Annotated in this window: 17 protein-coding genes; 10 read left to right on the top strand and 7 right to left on the bottom strand. The window is 56.7% G+C overall.

The genetic code is table 11. The features are described 5' to 3' along the window. Positions 1–20 precede the first annotated feature (20 nt). The 5 genes from COL8621_RS16395 to COL8621_RS16375 all read right to left on the bottom strand — a co-directional run bounded on the left by COL8621_RS16395 (position 21) and on the right by COL8621_RS16375 (position 5,130). Positions 21–1,073 (bottom strand): M48 family metallopeptidase, encoded by a 1,053-nt coding sequence (locus COL8621_RS16395; RefSeq protein ID WP_093968342.1) that lies wholly within the window; start codon positions 1,071–1,073, stop codon positions 21–23. A gap of 9 nt (positions 1,074–1,082) precedes the next feature. Continuing rightward, the gene (locus tag COL8621_RS16390; RefSeq protein WP_093968341.1) at positions 1,083–2,138 is read right to left on the bottom strand and encodes a YjgN family protein; all 1,056 of its coding nucleotides are present in this window, start codon (positions 2,136–2,138) and stop codon (positions 1,083–1,085) included. 198 nt (positions 2,139–2,336) lie between these two features. After that, on the bottom strand, positions 2,337–3,386 hold the full coding sequence (locus COL8621_RS16385; RefSeq protein WP_093968340.1) for a Hint domain-containing protein: 1,050 nt from the start codon (positions 3,384–3,386) through the stop codon (positions 2,337–2,339). 163 nt (positions 3,387–3,549) lie between these two features. Next, positions 3,550–3,837: an SCP2 sterol-binding domain-containing protein gene (locus COL8621_RS16380; protein ID WP_093968339.1), complete on the bottom strand. Its 288-nt coding sequence runs from the start codon at positions 3,835–3,837 to the stop codon at positions 3,550–3,552. A gap of 75 nt (positions 3,838–3,912) precedes the next feature. After that, positions 3,913–5,130 (bottom strand): argininosuccinate synthase, encoded by a 1,218-nt coding sequence (locus COL8621_RS16375; RefSeq protein WP_093968338.1) that lies wholly within the window; start codon positions 5,128–5,130, stop codon positions 3,913–3,915. Between the two features lie 195 nt (positions 5,131–5,325). Between COL8621_RS16375 and ilvA the strand changes: the two genes are divergently transcribed. After that, on the top strand, positions 5,326–6,573 hold the full coding sequence (gene ilvA / locus COL8621_RS16370; RefSeq protein ID WP_093968337.1) for a threonine ammonia-lyase IlvA: 1,248 nt from the start codon (positions 5,326–5,328) through the stop codon (positions 6,571–6,573). Here ilvA and COL8621_RS16365 read toward each other — a convergent pair. Further along, positions 6,570–6,905 carry an Hpt domain-containing protein gene (locus tag COL8621_RS16365; protein WP_093968336.1) on the bottom strand — a complete coding sequence of 112 codons (336 nt, stop codon included), beginning with the start codon at positions 6,903–6,905 and terminating at the stop codon, positions 6,570–6,572. The genes ilvA and COL8621_RS16365 overlap by 4 nt on opposite strands. 164 nt (positions 6,906–7,069) lie before the next feature. Here COL8621_RS16365 and COL8621_RS16360 point away from each other — a divergent pair, with 164 nt between their 5' ends. Next, the gene (locus COL8621_RS16360; protein WP_093968335.1) at positions 7,070–8,326 is read left to right on the top strand and encodes a PP2C family protein-serine/threonine phosphatase; all 1,257 of its coding nucleotides are present in this window, start codon (positions 7,070–7,072) and stop codon (positions 8,324–8,326) included. Here COL8621_RS16360 and COL8621_RS16355 read toward each other — a convergent pair. Beyond that, complete coding sequence (locus tag COL8621_RS16355; RefSeq protein ID WP_093968334.1) at positions 8,323–8,766, bottom strand: NUDIX hydrolase; 444 nt, start codon at positions 8,764–8,766, stop codon at positions 8,323–8,325. The two genes, COL8621_RS16360 and COL8621_RS16355, sit on opposite strands and share 4 nt — an antisense overlap. Before the next feature lie 76 nt (positions 8,767–8,842). On the opposite strand from COL8621_RS16355, the gene hslO reads away from it, so the two are divergent. From hslO to COL8621_RS16315, 8 genes are all read left to right on the top strand, one after another. Beyond that, entirely contained in the window at positions 8,843–9,844 is a 1,002-nt protein-coding gene (gene hslO, locus COL8621_RS16350) for an Hsp33 family molecular chaperone HslO (protein WP_093968653.1), read from the top strand. Further along, positions 9,831–10,433, top strand: a complete 603-nt coding sequence (locus COL8621_RS16345; protein WP_235823914.1) for a CoA pyrophosphatase — start codon at positions 9,831–9,833, stop codon at positions 10,431–10,433. Before hslO ends, COL8621_RS16345 begins: the two co-directional genes overlap by 14 nt. Beyond that, on the top strand, positions 10,430–11,581 hold the full coding sequence (locus tag COL8621_RS16340) for a CCA tRNA nucleotidyltransferase (RefSeq protein WP_235823913.1): 1,152 nt from the start codon (positions 10,430–10,432) through the stop codon (positions 11,579–11,581). The genes COL8621_RS16345 and COL8621_RS16340 overlap by 4 nt, the downstream gene beginning before the upstream one ends. A 52-nt stretch (positions 11,582–11,633) precedes the next feature. Continuing rightward, positions 11,634–12,230 (top strand): LysE family translocator, encoded by a 597-nt coding sequence (locus tag COL8621_RS16335; RefSeq protein ID WP_093968331.1) that lies wholly within the window; start codon positions 11,634–11,636, stop codon positions 12,228–12,230. Positions 12,231–12,280: 50 nt separating this feature from the next. Continuing rightward, on the top strand, positions 12,281–14,125 hold the full coding sequence (locus tag COL8621_RS16330) for an ABC transporter ATP-binding protein (protein ID WP_093968330.1): 1,845 nt from the start codon (positions 12,281–12,283) through the stop codon (positions 14,123–14,125). After that, positions 14,122–15,990, top strand: coding sequence for an ABC transporter ATP-binding protein (locus COL8621_RS16325; protein WP_093968329.1), 1,869 nt, complete (start codon positions 14,122–14,124; stop codon positions 15,988–15,990). Before COL8621_RS16330 ends, COL8621_RS16325 begins: the two co-directional genes overlap by 4 nt. Beyond that, complete coding sequence (locus tag COL8621_RS16320) at positions 15,987–17,201, top strand: class I SAM-dependent RNA methyltransferase (RefSeq protein ID WP_093968328.1); 1,215 nt, start codon at positions 15,987–15,989, stop codon at positions 17,199–17,201. Before COL8621_RS16325 ends, COL8621_RS16320 begins: the two co-directional genes overlap by 4 nt. A gap of 84 nt (positions 17,202–17,285) precedes the next feature. After that, positions 17,286–17,783 carry a L,D-transpeptidase family protein gene (locus tag COL8621_RS16315; RefSeq protein ID WP_176438516.1) on the top strand — a complete coding sequence of 166 codons (498 nt, stop codon included), beginning with the start codon at positions 17,286–17,288 and terminating at the stop codon, positions 17,781–17,783. Positions 17,784–17,786 lie beyond the last annotated feature (3 nt).

Raw genomic sequence — 17,786 nt, 5'->3', positions numbered from 1 at the left:
TCAGGGCAGACGGCGCGCGATCACGACCCTTGGCTAAGGCGCTTTATTTCTTCGACTCTGTCGGTGTGGGATGGATGCGTCGATAACCAGGCAGGGCCGCCATCGCCCATTATCTCTTCCAGATGCTCAAAGAATTCAGCCAAACCTTCTGGGTCAAACCCAGCGTTTTTGGAAAGCTTAACCCCAAACGCATCGGCAGACGCTTCGTGCTGGCGCGAATATGCAAGCGACAGGATCAGGTTCCCTTCAAGCAAGATGTCTTCCAAGATTGGGCCGGTATCGCCAGCAAGGACAGCGATCAACAGATAAATCCCGGCAGAGCGGTACATCTGGCGCAGGCCGTGTTTTTCAACCACGTGGCCCAGTTCGTGCCCAAGAATGCCGGCTTGAATGTCCTCTGACGGGAAAGTGCGGACAAGCGCATCGGTCATGACGACCGTACCGCCGGGAAGGGCAAATGCATTCGGGCCCATGCCACCAATCTGGCGAAAGCCTAGGGTGAAATTGGCTTGCTTGCGGGAACCTTCGTCCATCTGCTGAACAAGCTGTGCGAAAATCGCCTGTGCCTTTTCTTTGTCATCGTCGCTTAGCCGACTGGGCGCGGCGATGGTTTTATCCATCGAATAAAGCACACCGGCGTCGATCGTGTTCACCAGCGGCTGTGGCGTCAGCCAAATCGCCGCCGCGACCAACAGATCAAGCCCAAAGCGCCAAATAAACCAAACACCGGCAAGGCATAGGGCAATCACAGCCACCAGACGGGGATGGAACCTTTCCAATCCGTGTAAGCCGCCGTCTGGGTGCCTTCCGGTGATCGTGGCAAGCCCATGGTGATCATCGGTTTCAAATAACGCGCCGTCGGGGAATGTGATCCGCCGCGGGGCAGAGCCAAGCCGGGCGTCGAACTGAACATCGGGCCCCATGGCATTGGTAATCACGCCGCCATCTTCTTCGACCAAGGTCAGGCCGCCGGATGCGTTTTGGACAAGCCGGGCTTGGACCATCCGCGAACTTCCCGGGAAAAAAGCCCGTCCACTGACGAACGGGCTTTGCGTGTTTTTGTGACCGATCATGGCGCCAGATTACACGGGAAGGCCAAGATCGAAACCTTCGATGTCAGAATAAGCATCGCCCACGGCGCCCGCGTTTTTCTCGATCGTGCCGACAAAGTCATCAAGCGACCCACCGGGGATCAATGTGGTGTTCGCCGCCATATATTTGGCGTAACGCACCTTGGCCCAAGGCAGCAAAAGCCCAAGACTTAGGATCGTCGCCAAAGTGTTCGTCAGAATGATCAGCAAAAGCTTTAGGGGCTTCACGGTTGACTGGAACCGGTGCTGGCCGCCCAATACGGTGTTGTTGTAGGTCGTGTTGCGGATCATCGCCTGATAAATGCTGATTGCTGGCAGAATGGTCACGAAACTAAACACATAGATGCCGGCAATCGCCAAAGCGAAGGCGCCGCTTTCTGGGTTATCAAAGCCTTGTGCGATCATAACAATGGGCGGACCGAAAATTACGGATGACACAAGCGTGACCAGAACAACCCAACCAACGGCCGCAAGGAATGCTTTGTAAAAGGCGCCGATCCCACTTTCAAAACTGAAGGCCGTGTCACCAAGGCTGTGGTTGTTCACAACGTAATTCTTGACCGAGCGGCTGGCAAAGGGCCACGCAAGGTAAAGTGTAAAAACGGTCAAAAACGGGTAAAGCATATAGCTTAGGAAGGCGCGGCCTGCCTTTCCGTGAAAGCGGAAGCGGACGTTAGACCAGCTGCTCATCTGCGCGTTGAACCGCAAAGATCTGACAATCAAGACCGGAAGCAGAAAGAGCAAAACCAGCAGAATTAAGATTCCGACCAACGGAATTGCGCTGAGTATTGAAAACACAACAAGCCCGGCAGCGACGATCAACCGCCCAATCAGGATCTGTTTGCCTGTGGCGTGATAATCAAACCCGCGTCCGGCGACTTTGGTGTTCTGATAAAAGTATTTTTTGGTGCGCACCTTGGCCCACGCGGAATAAATACCGAAGGTGACGATGGAAAGTGCAAGGTTTACGATCCAAATCCCGAAGTACTCGCGGGCAGAGCCGGTAAATTCGAAATCCTCGGAGCTACTTGTTTGGCTAAAATTCATTAAATTACCTTCGGTTAGGTTGAACAGATTAATTCCGGCGCATCCTAGTGGTGAAGCTGGTCATTTCATGAAAAAACGCCCGCGCTTCGGAAAACCGGTTGATCTGTTGCTTTTTGGCAAATCTGAAAATGCGCCTTGGATTGGGCGGCAAAACATCACTTTGGGTTGCGTTTGGTAGAGCGTGGTGCGCCTAAGCGCTTAGGCGGCGCTTCCGGTGTTTGGCGTGTCACACTTTGCGTCGTTCGTGGCTGCATCGTCAGTGTCCTGCGACGAAAGCGCTTGCACGGCGCGTGCCTCATACTTCTTCATGACGACGCGCGCAGATGTGGGGTGCAGGGCGGCACCGTGCAGTGAAAGCTGGGGAAAAAGCATCTCTATTTCATCGCGCTGGGCGCTTTTCATGTTCCGCGAAATGACATCTCCCAAAAAGAAGCTTTCGGTAAACAGCCCGTTGCTTTCAACAATTTCATGCTGGTCAAACAACATGTGAAAATACCGGCGGTCTTTCATGTTGCGGGCCTGTGCGATGCCGTTTTGACCCACCAAATGTATCGCGGCCACCAGCGCGTCTTTTGACCCGGTAACCAACTCTACGGCCCAGCCTTCCAGACGCACCCGGTGTTGGGGCGATAGGTGAAGATCGTGTGTCGGTTTGTTGTGTCCAAACACATGCGCGGGAATTCGGACAGGCGCGATAGAGGGGCGCGCCAAAAGCTGGCGATCTGTCGCTTCGCTGAACCCAATCCAACGGATCGGTTGCGGCCCATGATCCAGCGTTTCGACCAAATCGCCGATGCTCAGATCCTCGACCGGAATTAACCCGTTCGGGGTGCGAATAAGGCTGCCAGCGCAGAAACAAGCAACGTTATCATAATTCAGAGGTGTGAAATTGGCGAAGGATTGAAGGTTGATCGTGTCATCAACATCGACACCCGGCAGATTGTAACCGCTGGTGCTCATGATGAAGGAACGGGTGTCTCCATCGACGGTAAGTTGGAAGGTTTTGACCGAATAGGCGGTTCCATTGATCAACAGCTCGTCGTTGTAAAAGAACTGATAGCTTTCGATGGTGCCCGAAAAGGACGCGGTAAGAACCTGAGGCGTGCCAGAGTCAGCCCCAGCTGTTCCATCCAGAAAGCCATCATCGTCGTCGATGCTTAGATAGAACACACCGGTAATTGCTACGCTTCCGCCCGTGTCGACGTAGGAATTTGGGACTTCGTAAATCTGAAAAGTAGCGGATGGCATAAAAGCGCCTCACAATTTTAAAGCAGCAGAGAACCGGAGTACATTGGCATGTTCTAAGGTAGGCGGGGCACTAATTCTGTCAAATGCGCGGAGAGTCGCGCATCAATTCGTACCGGTTGAGCAAGGCTCAGCCGTTATTCATGCCCTGGAATCTAGTGTTAGGTTAGCTTTTTAGCAGCTGTCCCAGCTTCAGGGCCACACTGGGGTCACCTGAAACTTTCAGCTTGCCCATCATCACGCCCGTCATCGGGTTCAGGTTTCCCGCCACCAGTTTTTCAAGATTACTTGTGGATATTTTGATTGTGCAGTCTGTCTTCTGATCGACCAACGAAGTTTTCTTGTCGGCAATCACGATGACGCCATCGTCGCCACAATCAAATTTCAGGGTATCCGTGAAATCGCTCGTATCAAGGCCGGACTGAATGGTTTCGGCGATAGAAGAGAGAGGCATTGCGGTGTCCTGTCTAGTGCGTGCCCCCCACGGATAGGGGGGCAGCAGAACATCGGCAATTCTGACGTTGGGTCGTTACTTCAACCGGCGGTTACGCGCGGCAAGAAGTTTCAGGCGCAGCGCGTTCAGCTGAATGAAGCCAGCCGCGTCTTTTTGGTCGTATGCACCAGCGTCGTCTTCGAATGTCACGTGCGCTTCGGAATAAAGGCTGTGATCGGACCAGCGGCCAACGGTACGTGCCAGACCCTTGTACAGTTTCAGGCGAACGGTGCCTGTGACGTGCTCTTGGCTTTTGTCGATCAGGGCCTGAAGCATCTCACGCTCGGGGCTGAACCAGAAGCCGTTGTAAACCAGTTCGGCGTACTGCGGCATAATCTGATCTTTCAGGTGGGCCGCGCCGCGGTCCAGCGTGATTTGTTCGATGCCACGGTGGGCTTCCAACAGGATCGTGCCGCCCGGCGTTTCATAGATGCCGCGCGATTTCATGCCAACAAAACGGCCTTCGACCAGATCAAGACGGCCAATGCCGTGCTTGCCGCCCAGTTCGTTCAGCTTGGTCAGAACGGTGGCCGGGCTCATCGCTTCGCCGTTGATGGAAACCGCGTCGCCTTTTTCAAAGCCAACTTCGATGAACTCGGGCTCGTTCGGGGCGTCTTCGGGGCTGACGGTGCGCTGGTAAACGTAATCGGGCGCATCCACGGCCGGGTCTTCCAGAACTTTGCCTTCCGAAGACGTGTGCAGCAGGTTCGCATCAACGCTGAACGGCGCTTCGCCGCGCTTGTCTTTTGCGATCGGAATCTGGTTTTTTTCAGCAAAGTCGATCAGCTTGGTCCGGCTGCTTAGATCCCATTCGCGCCAAGGTGCGATCACCTTGATGTCGGGGTTCAGCGCGTAAGCTGCCAGTTCGAAACGAACCTGATCGTTGCCCTTGCCGGTTGCGCCGTGTGCCACAGCATCGGCGCCGGTTGCTTCGGCAATTTCCACCAACCGCTTGGAAATCAGCGGGCGCGCAATCGACGTGCCCAGCAGATACAGCCCTTCGTACAGCGCGTTCGCCCGGAACATCGGGAAGACGAAATCGCGCACGAACTCTTCGCGCAGGTCTTCGATATAGATGTCGCTTGCGCCCATCATCTCGGCCTTTTTGCGGGCCGGTTCCAGCTCTTCGCCTTGGCCAAGGTCAGCGGTGAAAGTCACCACTTCGCAGCCATATTCGGTTTGAAGCCATTTCAGGATGATCGAGGTGTCGAGGCCGCCGGAATAGGCCAAGACGACTTTCTTAGGGGCAGACATGCGCACAACGCCTTTATTAATAGGAAAGGTTTCGGCGGCGTTTATTGCTTTTTTGACGTGCGGGCAAGGGGCTGCCCCGTGAAACGGAGGTTCCAGCACGGTGGCTGGCGCCGAAACAAAGTGCGAATTGCGGCAAATGGATCGCGAATGCGCAGATCGCTTGCCTCAACCGCGTTTTCGCGCCAGAGGTTTTGCATGACCAATTTCGCTGAAAAAGCCCGCGCCGCCGAAATGGCGCTTCGCCTTGTGTTTCCGCCCACGCCTTTGCAGCGGAACGATCATCTGTCCGCGCGGTTCGATGCGGATATTTATCTAAAGCGCGAAGATCTTTCGCCCGTTCGGTCATACAAAATCCGCGGTGCGTTTAATGCGATGCGCAAGGTGTTGGCCAACAATCCCGATCAGGGCGTGTTCGTCTGTGCCAGTGCGGGCAATCACGCACAGGGCGTTGCGTTTGTTTGCCGCCATTTCGGGGTGAAGGGCGTGATCTTTATGCCTGTCACCACGCCGCAGCAAAAGATCGACAAAACCCGCGTGTTCGGGGGCGATGCGATCGAAATTCGCCTGACGGGGGATTATTTTGACGACACGTTGGCCTCGGCCCAAGCGTATTGCGCCGAGGTAGAGGCTCATTTCCTTGCGCCATTCGACGACCCTGATGTGATCGAAGGCCAAGCCTCTGTCGCGGTAGAGGTGTTAGAGGCGTTGGAAAACCCGCCCGATATGGTGATCTTGCCGGTCGGTGGCGGCGGGCTTTCCGCAGGGTTTCTATCTTATTTCAATGAATGTTCGCCCAACACGGCGTTGCGGTTTGTCGAACCAAAGGGCGGGGCATCCCTTACGGCGGCTTTGGCGGCGGGTGCGCCCGTGACGCTGCCCAAGGTTGATACATTCGTTGATGGTGCCGCTGTTGCCCGGATCGGCGCGAAACCGTTCGAGGTTCTGAAAAACGTCCCGCAAAACGACGTGTTGATCGCGCCAGAAGACCGCATTTGCACAACGATGCTAGAGATGTTGAACGTCGAAGGCATCGTATTGGAACCAGCCGGCGCGCTGTCGGTTGATGTGCTTCCTGATCTTGCTGAACAGATTAAGGGCAAAACAGTTGTCTGCGTAACCTCTGGCGGTAACTTCGATTTCGAACGCTTGCCAGAGGTGAAAGAGCGCGCGCAGCGTTATTCCGGGATCAAGAAATACTTCATCCTGCGCTTGCCGCAACGCCCCGGTGCGCTGCGTGATTTTCTGGAAATGCTGGGCCCCGAAGACGACATCGCCCGGTTTGAATACCTGAAAAAATCCGCGCGAAACTTTGGGTCTGTCCTGATTGGGATTGAAACGAAGAATGCCGAAAACTTTGCCAAGCTGTTTGGCAAGCTTGATGCGGCGGGTTTCGTTTATCAGGACATTACCGAAGACGAGCTGTTGGCGCAGTTCGTGCTTTAGGCAGCTGCGCTTGCCTTGGCCAATTTGGTCAGGAATTGCGTTTTCGACAGGGTGTAGCATTCGACCAACGCGCTGACATCGACAGCGGCGGCGCCTTGTGACGCCACGCGCTTTTCACCGTCGTGGCACATGTCGGCAAATTGCGCGAAACCCAGGCTAAGGGCAGAGCCTTTCAGGAAATGCAGATCATCGCTAAGCGCCGCTTGGTCTGGCGAGGTTACAAGCCGTTCGGTGACCTCTTCGACCTCCTCCAGAAACATTTCGACGACTTCGCCGAACGCTTCGCTGCCAACTTCTGCCTGAAGCTCGGAAACGCGAATCCAATCAATCATCAATGACTCCTAAACCTCATAGGTCAAAACCTAGGGGCCAGGAGTTAACAAGTTATGATCAGATTTTGCTGAAATGATTCACGGGCCGTTAACACGCAGCGCTTAGCACCGGTGTAACTGCACCCAGAACGGGCCATGATGTGTCGTTACCTGTTATTTCAAATATGAAGGCTCCCACCGCGCCCCGGCCTAGGGCTGGGCAAACGGTGCTGTTGGTTGACGACAGCCGCGTTCAGCGGCGGATTTTGCGCGCCTTGGTGGCCAAGTGGGGCTATTCGGTTTTGGAAGCTGCGTCTGGCGCAGAGGCGCTTGAAATATGCGCGGACAGTGCCGTTGATTTCATCATAAGCGACTGGATGATGCCCGGAATGAACGGGATAGAGTTTTGCAAACGGTTCCGCGCGTCAAAGCGGGCCAGTTATGGCTATTTTATCCTGCTAACCTCCAAGTCTGAAACCGGTGAGATCGTGAATGGGTTAGAGGTTGGGGCGGATGATTTTCTGACCAAGCCGGTGAATTCAAGCGAACTGCGCGCCCGCCTGAAATCGGGCGAGCGGGTCCTGAGGATGGAACAGGAGCTGCACGAAAAGAACAAACTGATCGGGGCGGCACTGGATGAACTTCAGGGCCTTTACGACACGATTGATCGGGATCTTATCCAAGCGCGAAAAATTCAGGAATCGCTGGTACCAGATCGGTTTTTCGAATTCGGACCGACGACAGTTTCCATGCTGATGAAACCTTGTGGCCATGTTGGTGGCGACCTTGTCGGTGCGTTTTCCCCGGGGCCTAACAGGTTGGCGTTTTACAACATCGATGTATCGGGGCACGGCATTACATCCGCACTGATGACAGCGCGGCTGGCAGGTTATCTAAGCGGAAAATTTCTGGAGCAAAACATAGCCGTAGAGAAACGTTTTTCCCGGTTCTTTGCGTTGCTTCAGCCAAACCACGTCGCGCGCGTTTTGAACGAGCGGCTTTTGTCAGACACCGGCGTGGAGGAATATTTTACCATGGTCTACGGCATTGCGGACCTAACGACGGGCCACTTGCGTATGGTGCAGGCCGGCCATCCCCATCCAATGGTCCAACGCGCAGACGGCAGTGTTGAATTCATCGGCGCCGGTGGCGTTCCGGTTGGGCTGGTCAGCGGCGCAGAATACCAGTGTTTTGATGTCACCTTGTCTGTAGGTGACCGCATCCTGATTTGTTCGGACGGGTTCACCGAAGCCGAGTGCGATGACGGCCAGATGCTGGAAGAGGAAGGCCTTGAACAATTGCTGTGCGATTGCGGCGATTCCGCTGCCTCAGAGGTGCTGGACGATATGTTTTGGCGGCTCACCCAGCGGCGCACGACGGCGCCGTTGAATGATGATGTGTCCGCCGTCCTGTTGGAATACGGCGGCCCGGAAGTTCGTTAAACCTGCTTGCAAAACGTCGAAACGAAATGCCGATCGCCACTATTTCCAAGCTGGTCGGCGGCTTGTTCCATAGGAAGAAAAACCGCCGTGTGGCCCGGTTCTGTTGGTGGCCCATGAGGGCGAATAGGGCGCGCCAGATAGATATGGCACATCTTTTCGGCCCAGATGTCATAGTCGGGCATAAAGGTGAAACGCCGAAAAGCACCCAGCCGACGCACGGGTGCGACGCGCCATCCGGTTTCTTCAAACACCTCGCGGTGCAGGGCGGCCAAAGGCGATTCGCCCGGGTCGATCCCGCCGCCGGGCAGTTGGAATTCGGGAACCGGAGCATTTTGGTAAGTTACCAACAGCGAAGACTTCAGCGGCAAAATAGCGTAAACCCCATGGCGCAATTTGTATTTTCGGCCGCTTTCGACCGTACCACCAAACCGTCTGATCATACTTGCCCCCTTGGTGTGCCGGTTGTGCCCACTATATAGTCGCGGTATGCCAACCAAAGGCGCTCAAGGAAACCCCATGTCACTCGGATCTCAAATCGCTTGGGACGATACCGTCCTTCCCTTTCAGCTTGACCGGAGCGATGTTCGTGGCCGGGTCGCACGCTTGGATGGCGTGTTAGATCAGGTTCTGGAACAGCACGACTATCCGCCCGTCATCGAAGCATTGGTGGCAGAGGCCGCATTGCTGACCGCGCTGATCGGACAAACCATTAAGCTGCGTTGGAAATTGTCATTGCAAATCCGCGGGGATGGCCCTGCGCGGTTGATCGCGACCGATTATTACGGGCCGACCGCCGATGGCAAACCAGCGCGTATTCGCGCCTATGCCAGCTATGACAAGGATCGGCTGTCGCTGTCCGACCCCGGTTTCGATCAGATCGGTAAGGGATACTTTGCCATCCTGATCGATCAGGGCGAAGGCATGGTTCCCTATCAAGGCATCACCCCCATCGCTGGCGGGTCGCTTTCCGCCTGCGCAGAGACCTATTTCGCCCAATCAGAACAGCTGCCAACCCGGTTTGAGCTTAGCTTTGGCCGCTCGCAATTGCCCGGTCAGCCAGAACATTGGCGCGCTGGGGGTGTGATGTTGCAGGTCATGCCAGAAGCATCGCCGCTGATGGCGAACGAAGGCGGCACCGGCGAAGAGGGGCTGTTGAAACCTTCTGACATCCTGTCTGGCGATGCCGAAGAAAACTGGACCCGTGCCAACACCCTGCTTGATACCGTCGAAGAGATGGAGCTTGTCGGCCCAACCGTTCACCCAACGGATCTGCTGGTGCGCCTGTTCCACGAAGAAGAACCCCGTGTGTTTGACGCACAGGCTGTCGGCTTTGGCTGCACCTGTTCAGAGGACCGCGTGCGCGAAAGCCTTTCCATCTATTCGGCGAAGGACATTGGCCACATGACCACAGAAGAGGGTCGCGTAACCGCCGACTGTCAGTTCTGCGGCGCCCACTATGACCTTGACCCAAAGACCGTTGGCTTCGAAGCCGAGGAGAGCGCGGGTGACAAAGGTTGACCCGCTCATCCGTATAGAACGCGCGCTGTCCATGACGGGCGGCGCGTCTTCTGACTTTGACCTGAACCCTCAATATAAACCACCCGAGGGCCGCGTGTTGCGCCCGGCGGCGGTGTTGGTGGCCATTCAGGACGGCATCAACGGGTTAGAGGTGGTGCTGACCAAACGTTCTTCGCGGCTTAAACATCATCCCGGTCAAATCGCGTTTCCGGGTGGCAAGCAGGATGATGTTGACGGTGGCCCGATTGATGCGGCCTTGCGCGAAGCGTCAGAAGAGGTGGGCCTGAATCCCAACTCTGTCGATGTGATGGGAACGCTGAACAGCCACGAAACCGTCACCGGGTTCATCGTCACGCCTGTTTTGGCCCGGATCAAAGCCCCTTTTGTGCCCGTCCCAGAAGCTGGTGAGGTTGAAGAGGTTTTCAATGTGCCGCTGGCGCACGTGACCGACCCACGCCAGTTTTCGGTTCAGTCCCGCCAATGGCGCGGACAAACGCGGTACTATTACACCGTCCCTTATGGTCCGTATTACATTTGGGGCGCGACGGCGCGGATCTTGCGTGGCCTTACCGAAAGGATCGCCCAGTGACGCAGCTGACCGACGATTGGGTGGCGGCACCCGAAACGCAGGCCGTTTGCGCGATGCTGACAGGCGCTGGCTTTCAGGCACTGTTTGTTGGGGGTTGTGTGCGCAATGCGCTGTTTAACCTGTCGGTGAACGATATCGACATCGCGACGGACGCGCGGCCGGAAACTGTTGTAAAGTTGGCCAAGGATGCAGGGTTGCACGCAATTCCCACTGGCATCGACCATGGCACAGTGACCATCGTTTCAAACCACGTCCCGCATGAGGTAACGACCTTTCGCCGGGATGTTGAAACAGATGGCCGCCGCGCAGTCGTCGCCTATGCCGACAGCGCCGAGGAAGACGCGCACCGGCGCGATTTTACCATGAACGCCCTCTATGCAACGCCCGAGGGTGACGTAATTGACCCGCTGGGTGGTCTGACCGACCTTCAGGCGCGGCGGGTTCGGTTTATTGACGATGCCGAGGCGCGGATCAAAGAAGATTACCTTCGTATCCTGCGTTTCTTTCGGTTTCACGCGTGGTACGGCGACGCAAAAGCCGGGCTTGATGCTGACGGGCTGGCGGCATGTGCCGAAAACGCGACCGGCATCGCCGCCCTGTCGAAAGAGCGTATTGGAGCCGAGGTTAAGAAGCTGTTGGGGGCACCGGACCCCGCGCCAAGTGTCGCCTCAATGGCGCAGGCGGGCGTTTTGATGCAAGCCGTACCCGGAGCAGACGCAAAGCCCCTGCCGATACTGGTTCACATGGAACAGCAGCTTGGTGTGGAACCGGATGCGATCCGCAGACTTGCGGTAATCGGTGGCGAAGACCTGCCCAAAAAGCTCCGTCTAAGCCGGGACGACGCGCGGCGTTTGGCGCGATTGCGCGACGGGATCGAAAACATGCAGGCCCCAGCGGCGCTGGGCCATTACTTTGGCGTTGATGGCGCGCGCGATGTTTTGCTTTTGCGCAGCGCGATATTCGAAACCCAGATGCCCGAGGGTTGGGAAAGCGATGTCGCCACCGGCGCTGCTGCCACGTTCCCGATTAAAGCCGCCGATCTGATGCCGGCCTATTCCGGCGCGGCGCTTGGCGCACATTTGAAAGAGCTTGAGGCCCGATGGGTTGCATCTGGGTTCAGCTTGGGAAAGGATAAGCTTCTGTCCTGAACTGGTAGCATTGAAGCGACCCCATTCAGGGTCAGCCACCAGGATATTTGACATGCAGCTTGATACGTTTCTTGCACTCATCACACTTGCCTTCACGGCGGCTTGGACACCGGGCCCTAACAACGCGCTGGTTGCAAATTCGGCTGTGAATTTTGGATTCCAGCGCACGATCCCGCATATCTTGGGTATCGCGCTGGGCTTTTCGCTGATGATGTTCATCGTTGGATTTTTCTTGGCCCAAATCTTTGCCGAAAGCACCCTATTGCGAGAGGTTTTGCGTTGGGGTGGGGCCGCGCTGTTGTTGTGGGTGGCTTGGAAAGTGGCCAATTCAGGTGGAATAGGCACAGTTTCCGGAGAGCCGCGTCCTTTTTCGTTCTTGGAGGCCGCAGGCTTTCAATGGATCAACCCAAAAGGGTGGTCGATGGCGATTGCGGTAACCACGCAGTTTGTATCGGGCAACGCCCCCCTGAATTCAGCGCTGATCGTGGCGGGGGTCTTCGTTGTGGCGGGCTTGGGGTCGGCCACAAGCTGGGCTTTGGCCGGTCAGGCGATTACCCGTTGGGTAAATAGCGAACTGCGGCTGCGTATGTTTAACTACACCATGGGCGGTCTGATTGCCGCCTGCGTCATATTACTGTTTCTCGACTGATAGGGGCTGCCGGAGTATATCTGCGCGGCACCCGCTGAAAGCATTGTCTCGTGTTAGGTTTCTTCGAACGCCTCGTTGATCCTTATACACCGTATAAGGAAAGCGATCATCCGCCCCAACGGCTTTGGCCGTTTCTGAAAGAATACGCGCAACCCTTTAAGCGCGTGTTTGTCTATACCGCGTTGGTGTCTGTCATCGTCGCCGCGATGGAGATTTGGCTGATTTCCTACATGGGTCGATTGGTGAACCTGTTGTCGGAAGATAACCCCGCCGACATGTGGCGCGCGCATGGTCTGGAACTGGTGCTTGTGGCGCTGTTCATCCTGCTGGTCCGTCCGGTGATGCACGGGCTGAACGTGGCGCTGCTTAATAATTCCATCTTGCCGAATTTCGGGACGCTGATCCGTTGGCGTTCCCACGGGCATGTCCTGCGCCAATCCGTTGGTTGGTTCGAGGATGACTTTGCCGGGCGTATCGCCAACCGCATCATGCAGACCCCGCCCGCTGCGGGCGAGGTGATCTTTCAGGTCTTTGACGCGATCACCTTTGCGCTGGCCTATCTGGTGGGGGCGATTGTTCTGTTGGGGGGTGCCGACATACGGCTTGCCGTGCCGATGCTGATTTGGGTCACGCTTTACGGCCTTTTGGTGCGCTGGACGATGAAGCGGGTCGGGCCCGCGTCCAAAGCATCTTCGGATGCCCGCAGCGAAGTCACCGGGCGCGTTGTGGACAGCTATACCAATATCCATTCGGTCAAGATGTTCGCGCATCATGATCAGGAACTGAACTACGCCAAAGAAAGCATCGAAAACACCCGCCAGACCTTTTTCAAGGAAATGCGCATCTTCACCACGATGGACGTTGCGCTGACGGCCATTAACGGTTGGCTGATCGTTGGCGTGGTGGGTTGGGCGGTTGCCTTGTGGATGCAGGGATTGGCCAGCGTGGGCGTTGTGGCAGCGGCGACGGCCCTGACCCTGCGGCTGAACGCGATGACCGGCTGGATCATGTGGGCGCTGACCTCTTTCTTCCGCAATCTGGGGGTTGTGTCCGAAGGGATGGAAACGATCGCGCAGCCGGTGAAACTGGTCGATAGCCCCGGCGCGGCACCGCTGTCGGTGACGAAAGGTATGGTCGAATTTAAGGCTCTAACACACCACTATGGACGTGAAAGTGGCGGGCTGGAGGGTGTCAATTTAACACTGAAGCCCGGCGAAAAAGTGGGGCTGATCGGGCGTTCGGGTGCCGGGAAATCCACCCTCGTGAAGCTGCTTTTGCGGTTTTACGATGCCGAGAAGGGCGCGGTGTTGATCGACGGGCAGAACATCACCGATGTCACGCAGGATAGCCTGCGAAAGAATATCGGGATGGTCAGCCAAGACAGCTCGCTTTTGCATCGCTCGGTGCGGGACAACATCCTTTACGGCCGCCCCGACGCAAGCGAAGATCAGATGGTCGCCGCAGCCAAGCGGGCCGAGGCGCATGATTTCATCCTTGATCTGGAAGATCCCAAAGGACGGCGCGGATATGATGCGCATGTCGGCGAGCGGGGCGTGAAACTTTCCGGCGGGCAACGCCAGAGGGTCGCGCTTGCGCGGGTCATTTTGAAAGACGCGCCAATTTTGGTGTTGGACGAAGCGACAAGCGCGCTAGATTCCGAAGTCGAAGCTGCCATTCTGGATACCCTTTACGGGGTGATGGAAGGCAAGACCGTGATCGCCATTGCGCATCGTCTTTCGACGATTGCGCATATGGACAGGATCGTTGTGCTGGACGACGGGCGCATCGTTGAAGAAGGAAACCACCAGGAATTGTTGGCAAGCGGCGGGCTTTATTCCCGTTTCTGGGAACGACAATCAGGCGGATTTCTTGGAACAGAGGAAGCGGCAGAATGACATTCAATGATGCGATTCAACGCGTAGGTTTGACCCGCCTTGCCGACTTGATCGAACCGTTTGCCCGTGCTGATGGCCCGCCGCCGCAGACGTTGATGCGGTTCATCCTGTGGGCGCTGCGTGGGGCATACCCGCTGCTGATCTTTGCGGCTGGCGTTTCTATCCTGAACGGTTTGATGGAGATTTTGTCGGCGTTCCTGTTGGGCCATGTCATCGATACCGCCCTAGAGAACGGCCCAGAAGGTCTGTTTTCCACGCACTTTTGGCTGTTTATCGGTTGCGGGGTATTTCTGGTCATTATTCGCCCGGCCATCGCTGGGGGCATGTCATCGCTTCAATCCATTGCGATTGGGCCAAATTTGAACCCGCTTATCCTGTCGCGCCTGCACCGCTGGACGATGGGACAGGCGGTGACGTTTTTTGACAACGATTTCGCAGGCCGCATCGCGCAAAAACAGATGCAGGTTTCGCGGGCGATCACCGATATCACCGTGGATGGTATCAACACGCTGATTTTCGCGCTTGCCTCGGTTGTGTCGGCGGCGGTGTTTTTGTCTGCCATTGATTGGCGGATCGCGTTGATCTTGTTCATCTGGATCGCGGTATATCTACGGTTCATCACGTTCTTCATGCCCCGCATCCGCAAGCGTTCGGCGGCGCGGGCAGGCGCACGGGCCGAAGTTTCGGGGCAGGTTGTCGATACGATTTCGAACATGCGAACGGTCAAGCTGTTCGCCCATTCCGAGTTTGAGGATCAGGCTGCCATTGGCGCGATGAAATCGTTCCGCAAACGCGCGTTGGAATTTGGCTATATCTCGTCCACGTTCCGGTTTTTGCTGATCGTTTTGGCGGGGATTTTGCCGCTGACGGTTGTTGGAACCACTCTTTACCTGTGGACGATCGGCGAAGCATCGACCGGCCAGATCGCGGCAACGGGTACGGTGACGCTGCGCATTTCGCAGATGACGGGCTGGGTCAGCTTTTCGCTGATGGGGATGTATTCCCATATCGGCGAGATTGAGAATGGAATGAAAACCCTGACCCCGCCGCACGCGCTTACGGATGCGTCCGGTGCGGTTGATATGGCGCGCCCCAAGGGGCAGATCACCTTTGACGATGTTTCTTTCGCCTATGGCCGGCAAGCGGGCGGGGTTGAGGGGATCAATCTGACAATCAACCCCGGCGAAAAGCTGGGCATCGTAGGTGCGTCCGGCGCGGGTAAATCGACGTTGGTTTCGTGCCTATTGCGGCTCTATGACACCGAAAACGGTGCAATCTTGATTGATGGAACCGATATCCGCAATGTGACGCAGGAAAGCCTGCGCCGCCAGATCGCGATGGTGACACAGGAAACCGCGATGTTTAACCGGACCGCGCGCGACAACATCCTGTACGGCGCCCCAGATGCGACCGAGGAAGAGGTCATCCGCGCTGCAAAGCAGGCAGAAGCACATGATTTCATCTTGGGGCTGGAGGATTTCAAGGGAAACACCGGCTATGACGCGTTCTTGGGCGAGCGGGGCGTGAAGCTGTCCGGTGGTCAGCGGCAACGCATCGCCTTGGCGCGTGCGTTCCTGAAAAACGCGCCAATTCTGGTGCTGGACGAGGCGACTTCGGCGCTCGATTCCGAGGTGGAAGCCTCTATTCAAGAGGCATTGACCCGCGTGATGGTTGGCAAAACGGTGTTGGCAATTGCGCATCGGCTTTCAACGATTTCGCAGATGGACCGCATCGTGGTGCTTGACGACGGGCGCATCGTCGAGCAAGGCACGCATTCCGAACTGTTGGCCCACGGCGGCCTTTACGCCCGATATTGGGAACGGCAGTCCGGCGGGTTTATCGGGGCAGAGGAAGCAGCCGAATGACAGTAACGATCAGGCGGTTGGGCCACTTGGGCGACGGCGTTGCCGATGGGCCGGTCTTTGTGCCCCTTACCCTTCCCGGTGAAGAGGTAGAGGGCGAACTTGTCGGTGACCGCATTGCGCAGCCGCGCATTGTCACGCCTTCGGCTGATCGGGTGCGCCCGCCTTGCAGCCATTTCAAAAGCTGCGGTGGCTGTGGTCTGCAACACGCGTCCGATGAATTCGTGGCCAAGTGGAAGGTGGACGTTGTGCGTGCCGCCCTTCACGCGCAGGGCCTAGAGGCGCAGATGCGGCCGATCATTACATCGCCCCCGCAGTCGCGCCGTCGCGCGGTTCTGTCGGGTCGGCGCACTAAGAAGGGTGCGCTGGTTGGCTTCCATGCGCGCGCCTCTGACACAGTCATTGCCGTGCCGAACTGCACCTTGCTTCATCCTGATCTGATGGCGTGCATCCCGGCGTTGGAAGAGCTTGTGCCGCTGGCCGCCTCCCGCAAGGGCGAAGTCAGCTTTAACATCACCCAGTCCAGCGTCGGCGTGGATGTCGCCGTGGGGAATGCCAAACCCTTGGAACGTGCGCTTTTGGCAGAGTTGGGCACGATTTCACAAAAGAACGGCTTTGCGCGGCTATCGTGGAATGGCGAACTTGTGCTTGAACAATCCGCGCCACAGCAACGCTTTGGCCGGGCCGATGTTACGCCGCCGCCGGGTGCGTTCTTGCAGGCAACGGTGGAAGGACAGACAGCGCTGACCGATGCAGTCCTTGCGACGTTGGGAAAAGCCAAAAAGGTTGCCGATCTGTTTGCCGGGTGCGGAACCTTCGCCCTGCCCATCGCCGAGCAGGCAGAGGTGCACGCCGTCGAGGGTGAGGCATCAATGCTGACCGCGCTTGATCAGGGTTGGCGCCGTGCGACGGGGCTGAAAACGGTAACGACAGAAGCGCGCGACCTGTTCCGCCGCCCGTTGTTGCCAGACGAGCTTAAGCGATACGACGCGGTCGTGATCGATCCGCCCCGCGCAGGTGGCGAAGCACAGATCGTGGAACTTGCCAGATCCGACGTTCCCGTCATTGCGGCGGTGTCCTGTAACCCGGTGACCTTTGCCCGCGATGCGCGTTTGCTGACGGAATCAGGGTATACGTTGGAATGGGTTCAGGTGGTCGATCAGTTCCGTTGGTCCACCCACGTGGAACTTGCCGCGTTTTTTCACAAGCAGTGACATCTGTTTAATGATGCGAAACTTGTTTGTTTCGGGTAATATGCCGCCAATAAAAAACGGCAAAACGGGCAAGGCAGTAACGTGATGATTAAACGGCGCGGGTTTTTCCTAAGTGGCGCAGCGCTGGCGCTTACGGGGTGTTCGTCCCCCAGTATTCGGTCTTATGACGGGCCAGAAGTGACGCGGATCGTAGTGATGAAAAGTCATCGCAAAATGTATCTGCTTCACCACCAGAAAGTCCTGAAGGGATATCCGATTGCACTTGGCTTTGCGCCCAACGGGCACAAACAGGTTGAGGGCGACGGTAAAACACCCGAAGGCCGCTATTTCATTGATCGGCGCAATCCCAACAGCAATTTCCATTTGTCCTTGGGTATCTCTTACCCGAACCAGGCTGATGTCGCGCGCGCGCAGGCGATGGGAAAAAGCCCGGGCGGTGACATCTTTATCCACGGTCGTGCGCGAAAGCACCGCGGCAAGGGCCCGGATTGGACAGCCGGATGCATTTCGCTGAAAGACGGCGAAATCGAAGATGTCTATTCGATGGTGCGGGTCGGTACGGCGATCGATATCTTCCCGTAACCG

It is taken from the genome of Actibacterium lipolyticum (assembly GCF_900184935.1).
Classification (GTDB): Bacteria; Pseudomonadota; Alphaproteobacteria; order Rhodobacterales; family Rhodobacteraceae; genus Actibacterium_A; species Actibacterium_A lipolyticum.
This window is presented reverse-complemented; position numbering and strand designations above follow the sequence as displayed.

What these genes read in the sequence shown, in the direction of transcription:
- COL8621_RS16395 (WP_093968342.1), bottom strand. Translation starts at nt 1,073, where the DNA reads ATGATCGGTCACAAAAACACGCAAAGCCCGTTCGTCAGTGGACGGGCT.
- COL8621_RS16315 (WP_176438516.1), top strand. Translation starts at nt 17,286, where the DNA reads ATGATTAAACGGCGCGGGTTTTTCCTAAGTGGCGCAGCGCTGGCGCTT.
- COL8621_RS16320 (WP_093968328.1), top strand. Translation starts at nt 15,987, where the DNA reads ATGACAGTAACGATCAGGCGGTTGGGCCACTTGGGCGACGGCGTTGCC.
- COL8621_RS16355 (WP_093968334.1), bottom strand. Translation starts at nt 8,766, where the DNA reads ATGATCAGACGGTTTGGTGGTACGGTCGAAAGCGGCCGAAAATACAAA.
- COL8621_RS16360 (WP_093968335.1), top strand. Translation starts at nt 7,070, where the DNA reads ATGAAGGCTCCCACCGCGCCCCGGCCTAGGGCTGGGCAAACGGTGCTG.
- COL8621_RS16385 (WP_093968340.1), bottom strand. Translation starts at nt 3,386, where the DNA reads ATGCCATCCGCTACTTTTCAGATTTACGAAGTCCCAAATTCCTACGTC.
- ilvA (WP_093968337.1), top strand. Translation starts at nt 5,326, where the DNA reads ATGACCAATTTCGCTGAAAAAGCCCGCGCCGCCGAAATGGCGCTTCGC.
- COL8621_RS16390 (WP_093968341.1), bottom strand. Translation starts at nt 2,138, where the DNA reads ATGAATTTTAGCCAAACAAGTAGCTCCGAGGATTTCGAATTTACCGGC.
- COL8621_RS16380 (WP_093968339.1), bottom strand. Translation starts at nt 3,837, where the DNA reads ATGCCTCTCTCTTCTATCGCCGAAACCATTCAGTCCGGCCTTGATACG.
- COL8621_RS16325 (WP_093968329.1), top strand. Translation starts at nt 14,122, where the DNA reads ATGACATTCAATGATGCGATTCAACGCGTAGGTTTGACCCGCCTTGCC.
- COL8621_RS16335 (WP_093968331.1), top strand. Translation starts at nt 11,634, where the DNA reads ATGCAGCTTGATACGTTTCTTGCACTCATCACACTTGCCTTCACGGCG.
- COL8621_RS16375 (WP_093968338.1), bottom strand. Translation starts at nt 5,130, where the DNA reads ATGTCTGCCCCTAAGAAAGTCGTCTTGGCCTATTCCGGCGGCCTCGAC.
- COL8621_RS16365 (WP_093968336.1), bottom strand. Translation starts at nt 6,905, where the DNA reads ATGATTGATTGGATTCGCGTTTCCGAGCTTCAGGCAGAAGTTGGCAGC.
- hslO (WP_093968653.1), top strand. Translation starts at nt 8,843, where the DNA reads ATGTCACTCGGATCTCAAATCGCTTGGGACGATACCGTCCTTCCCTTT.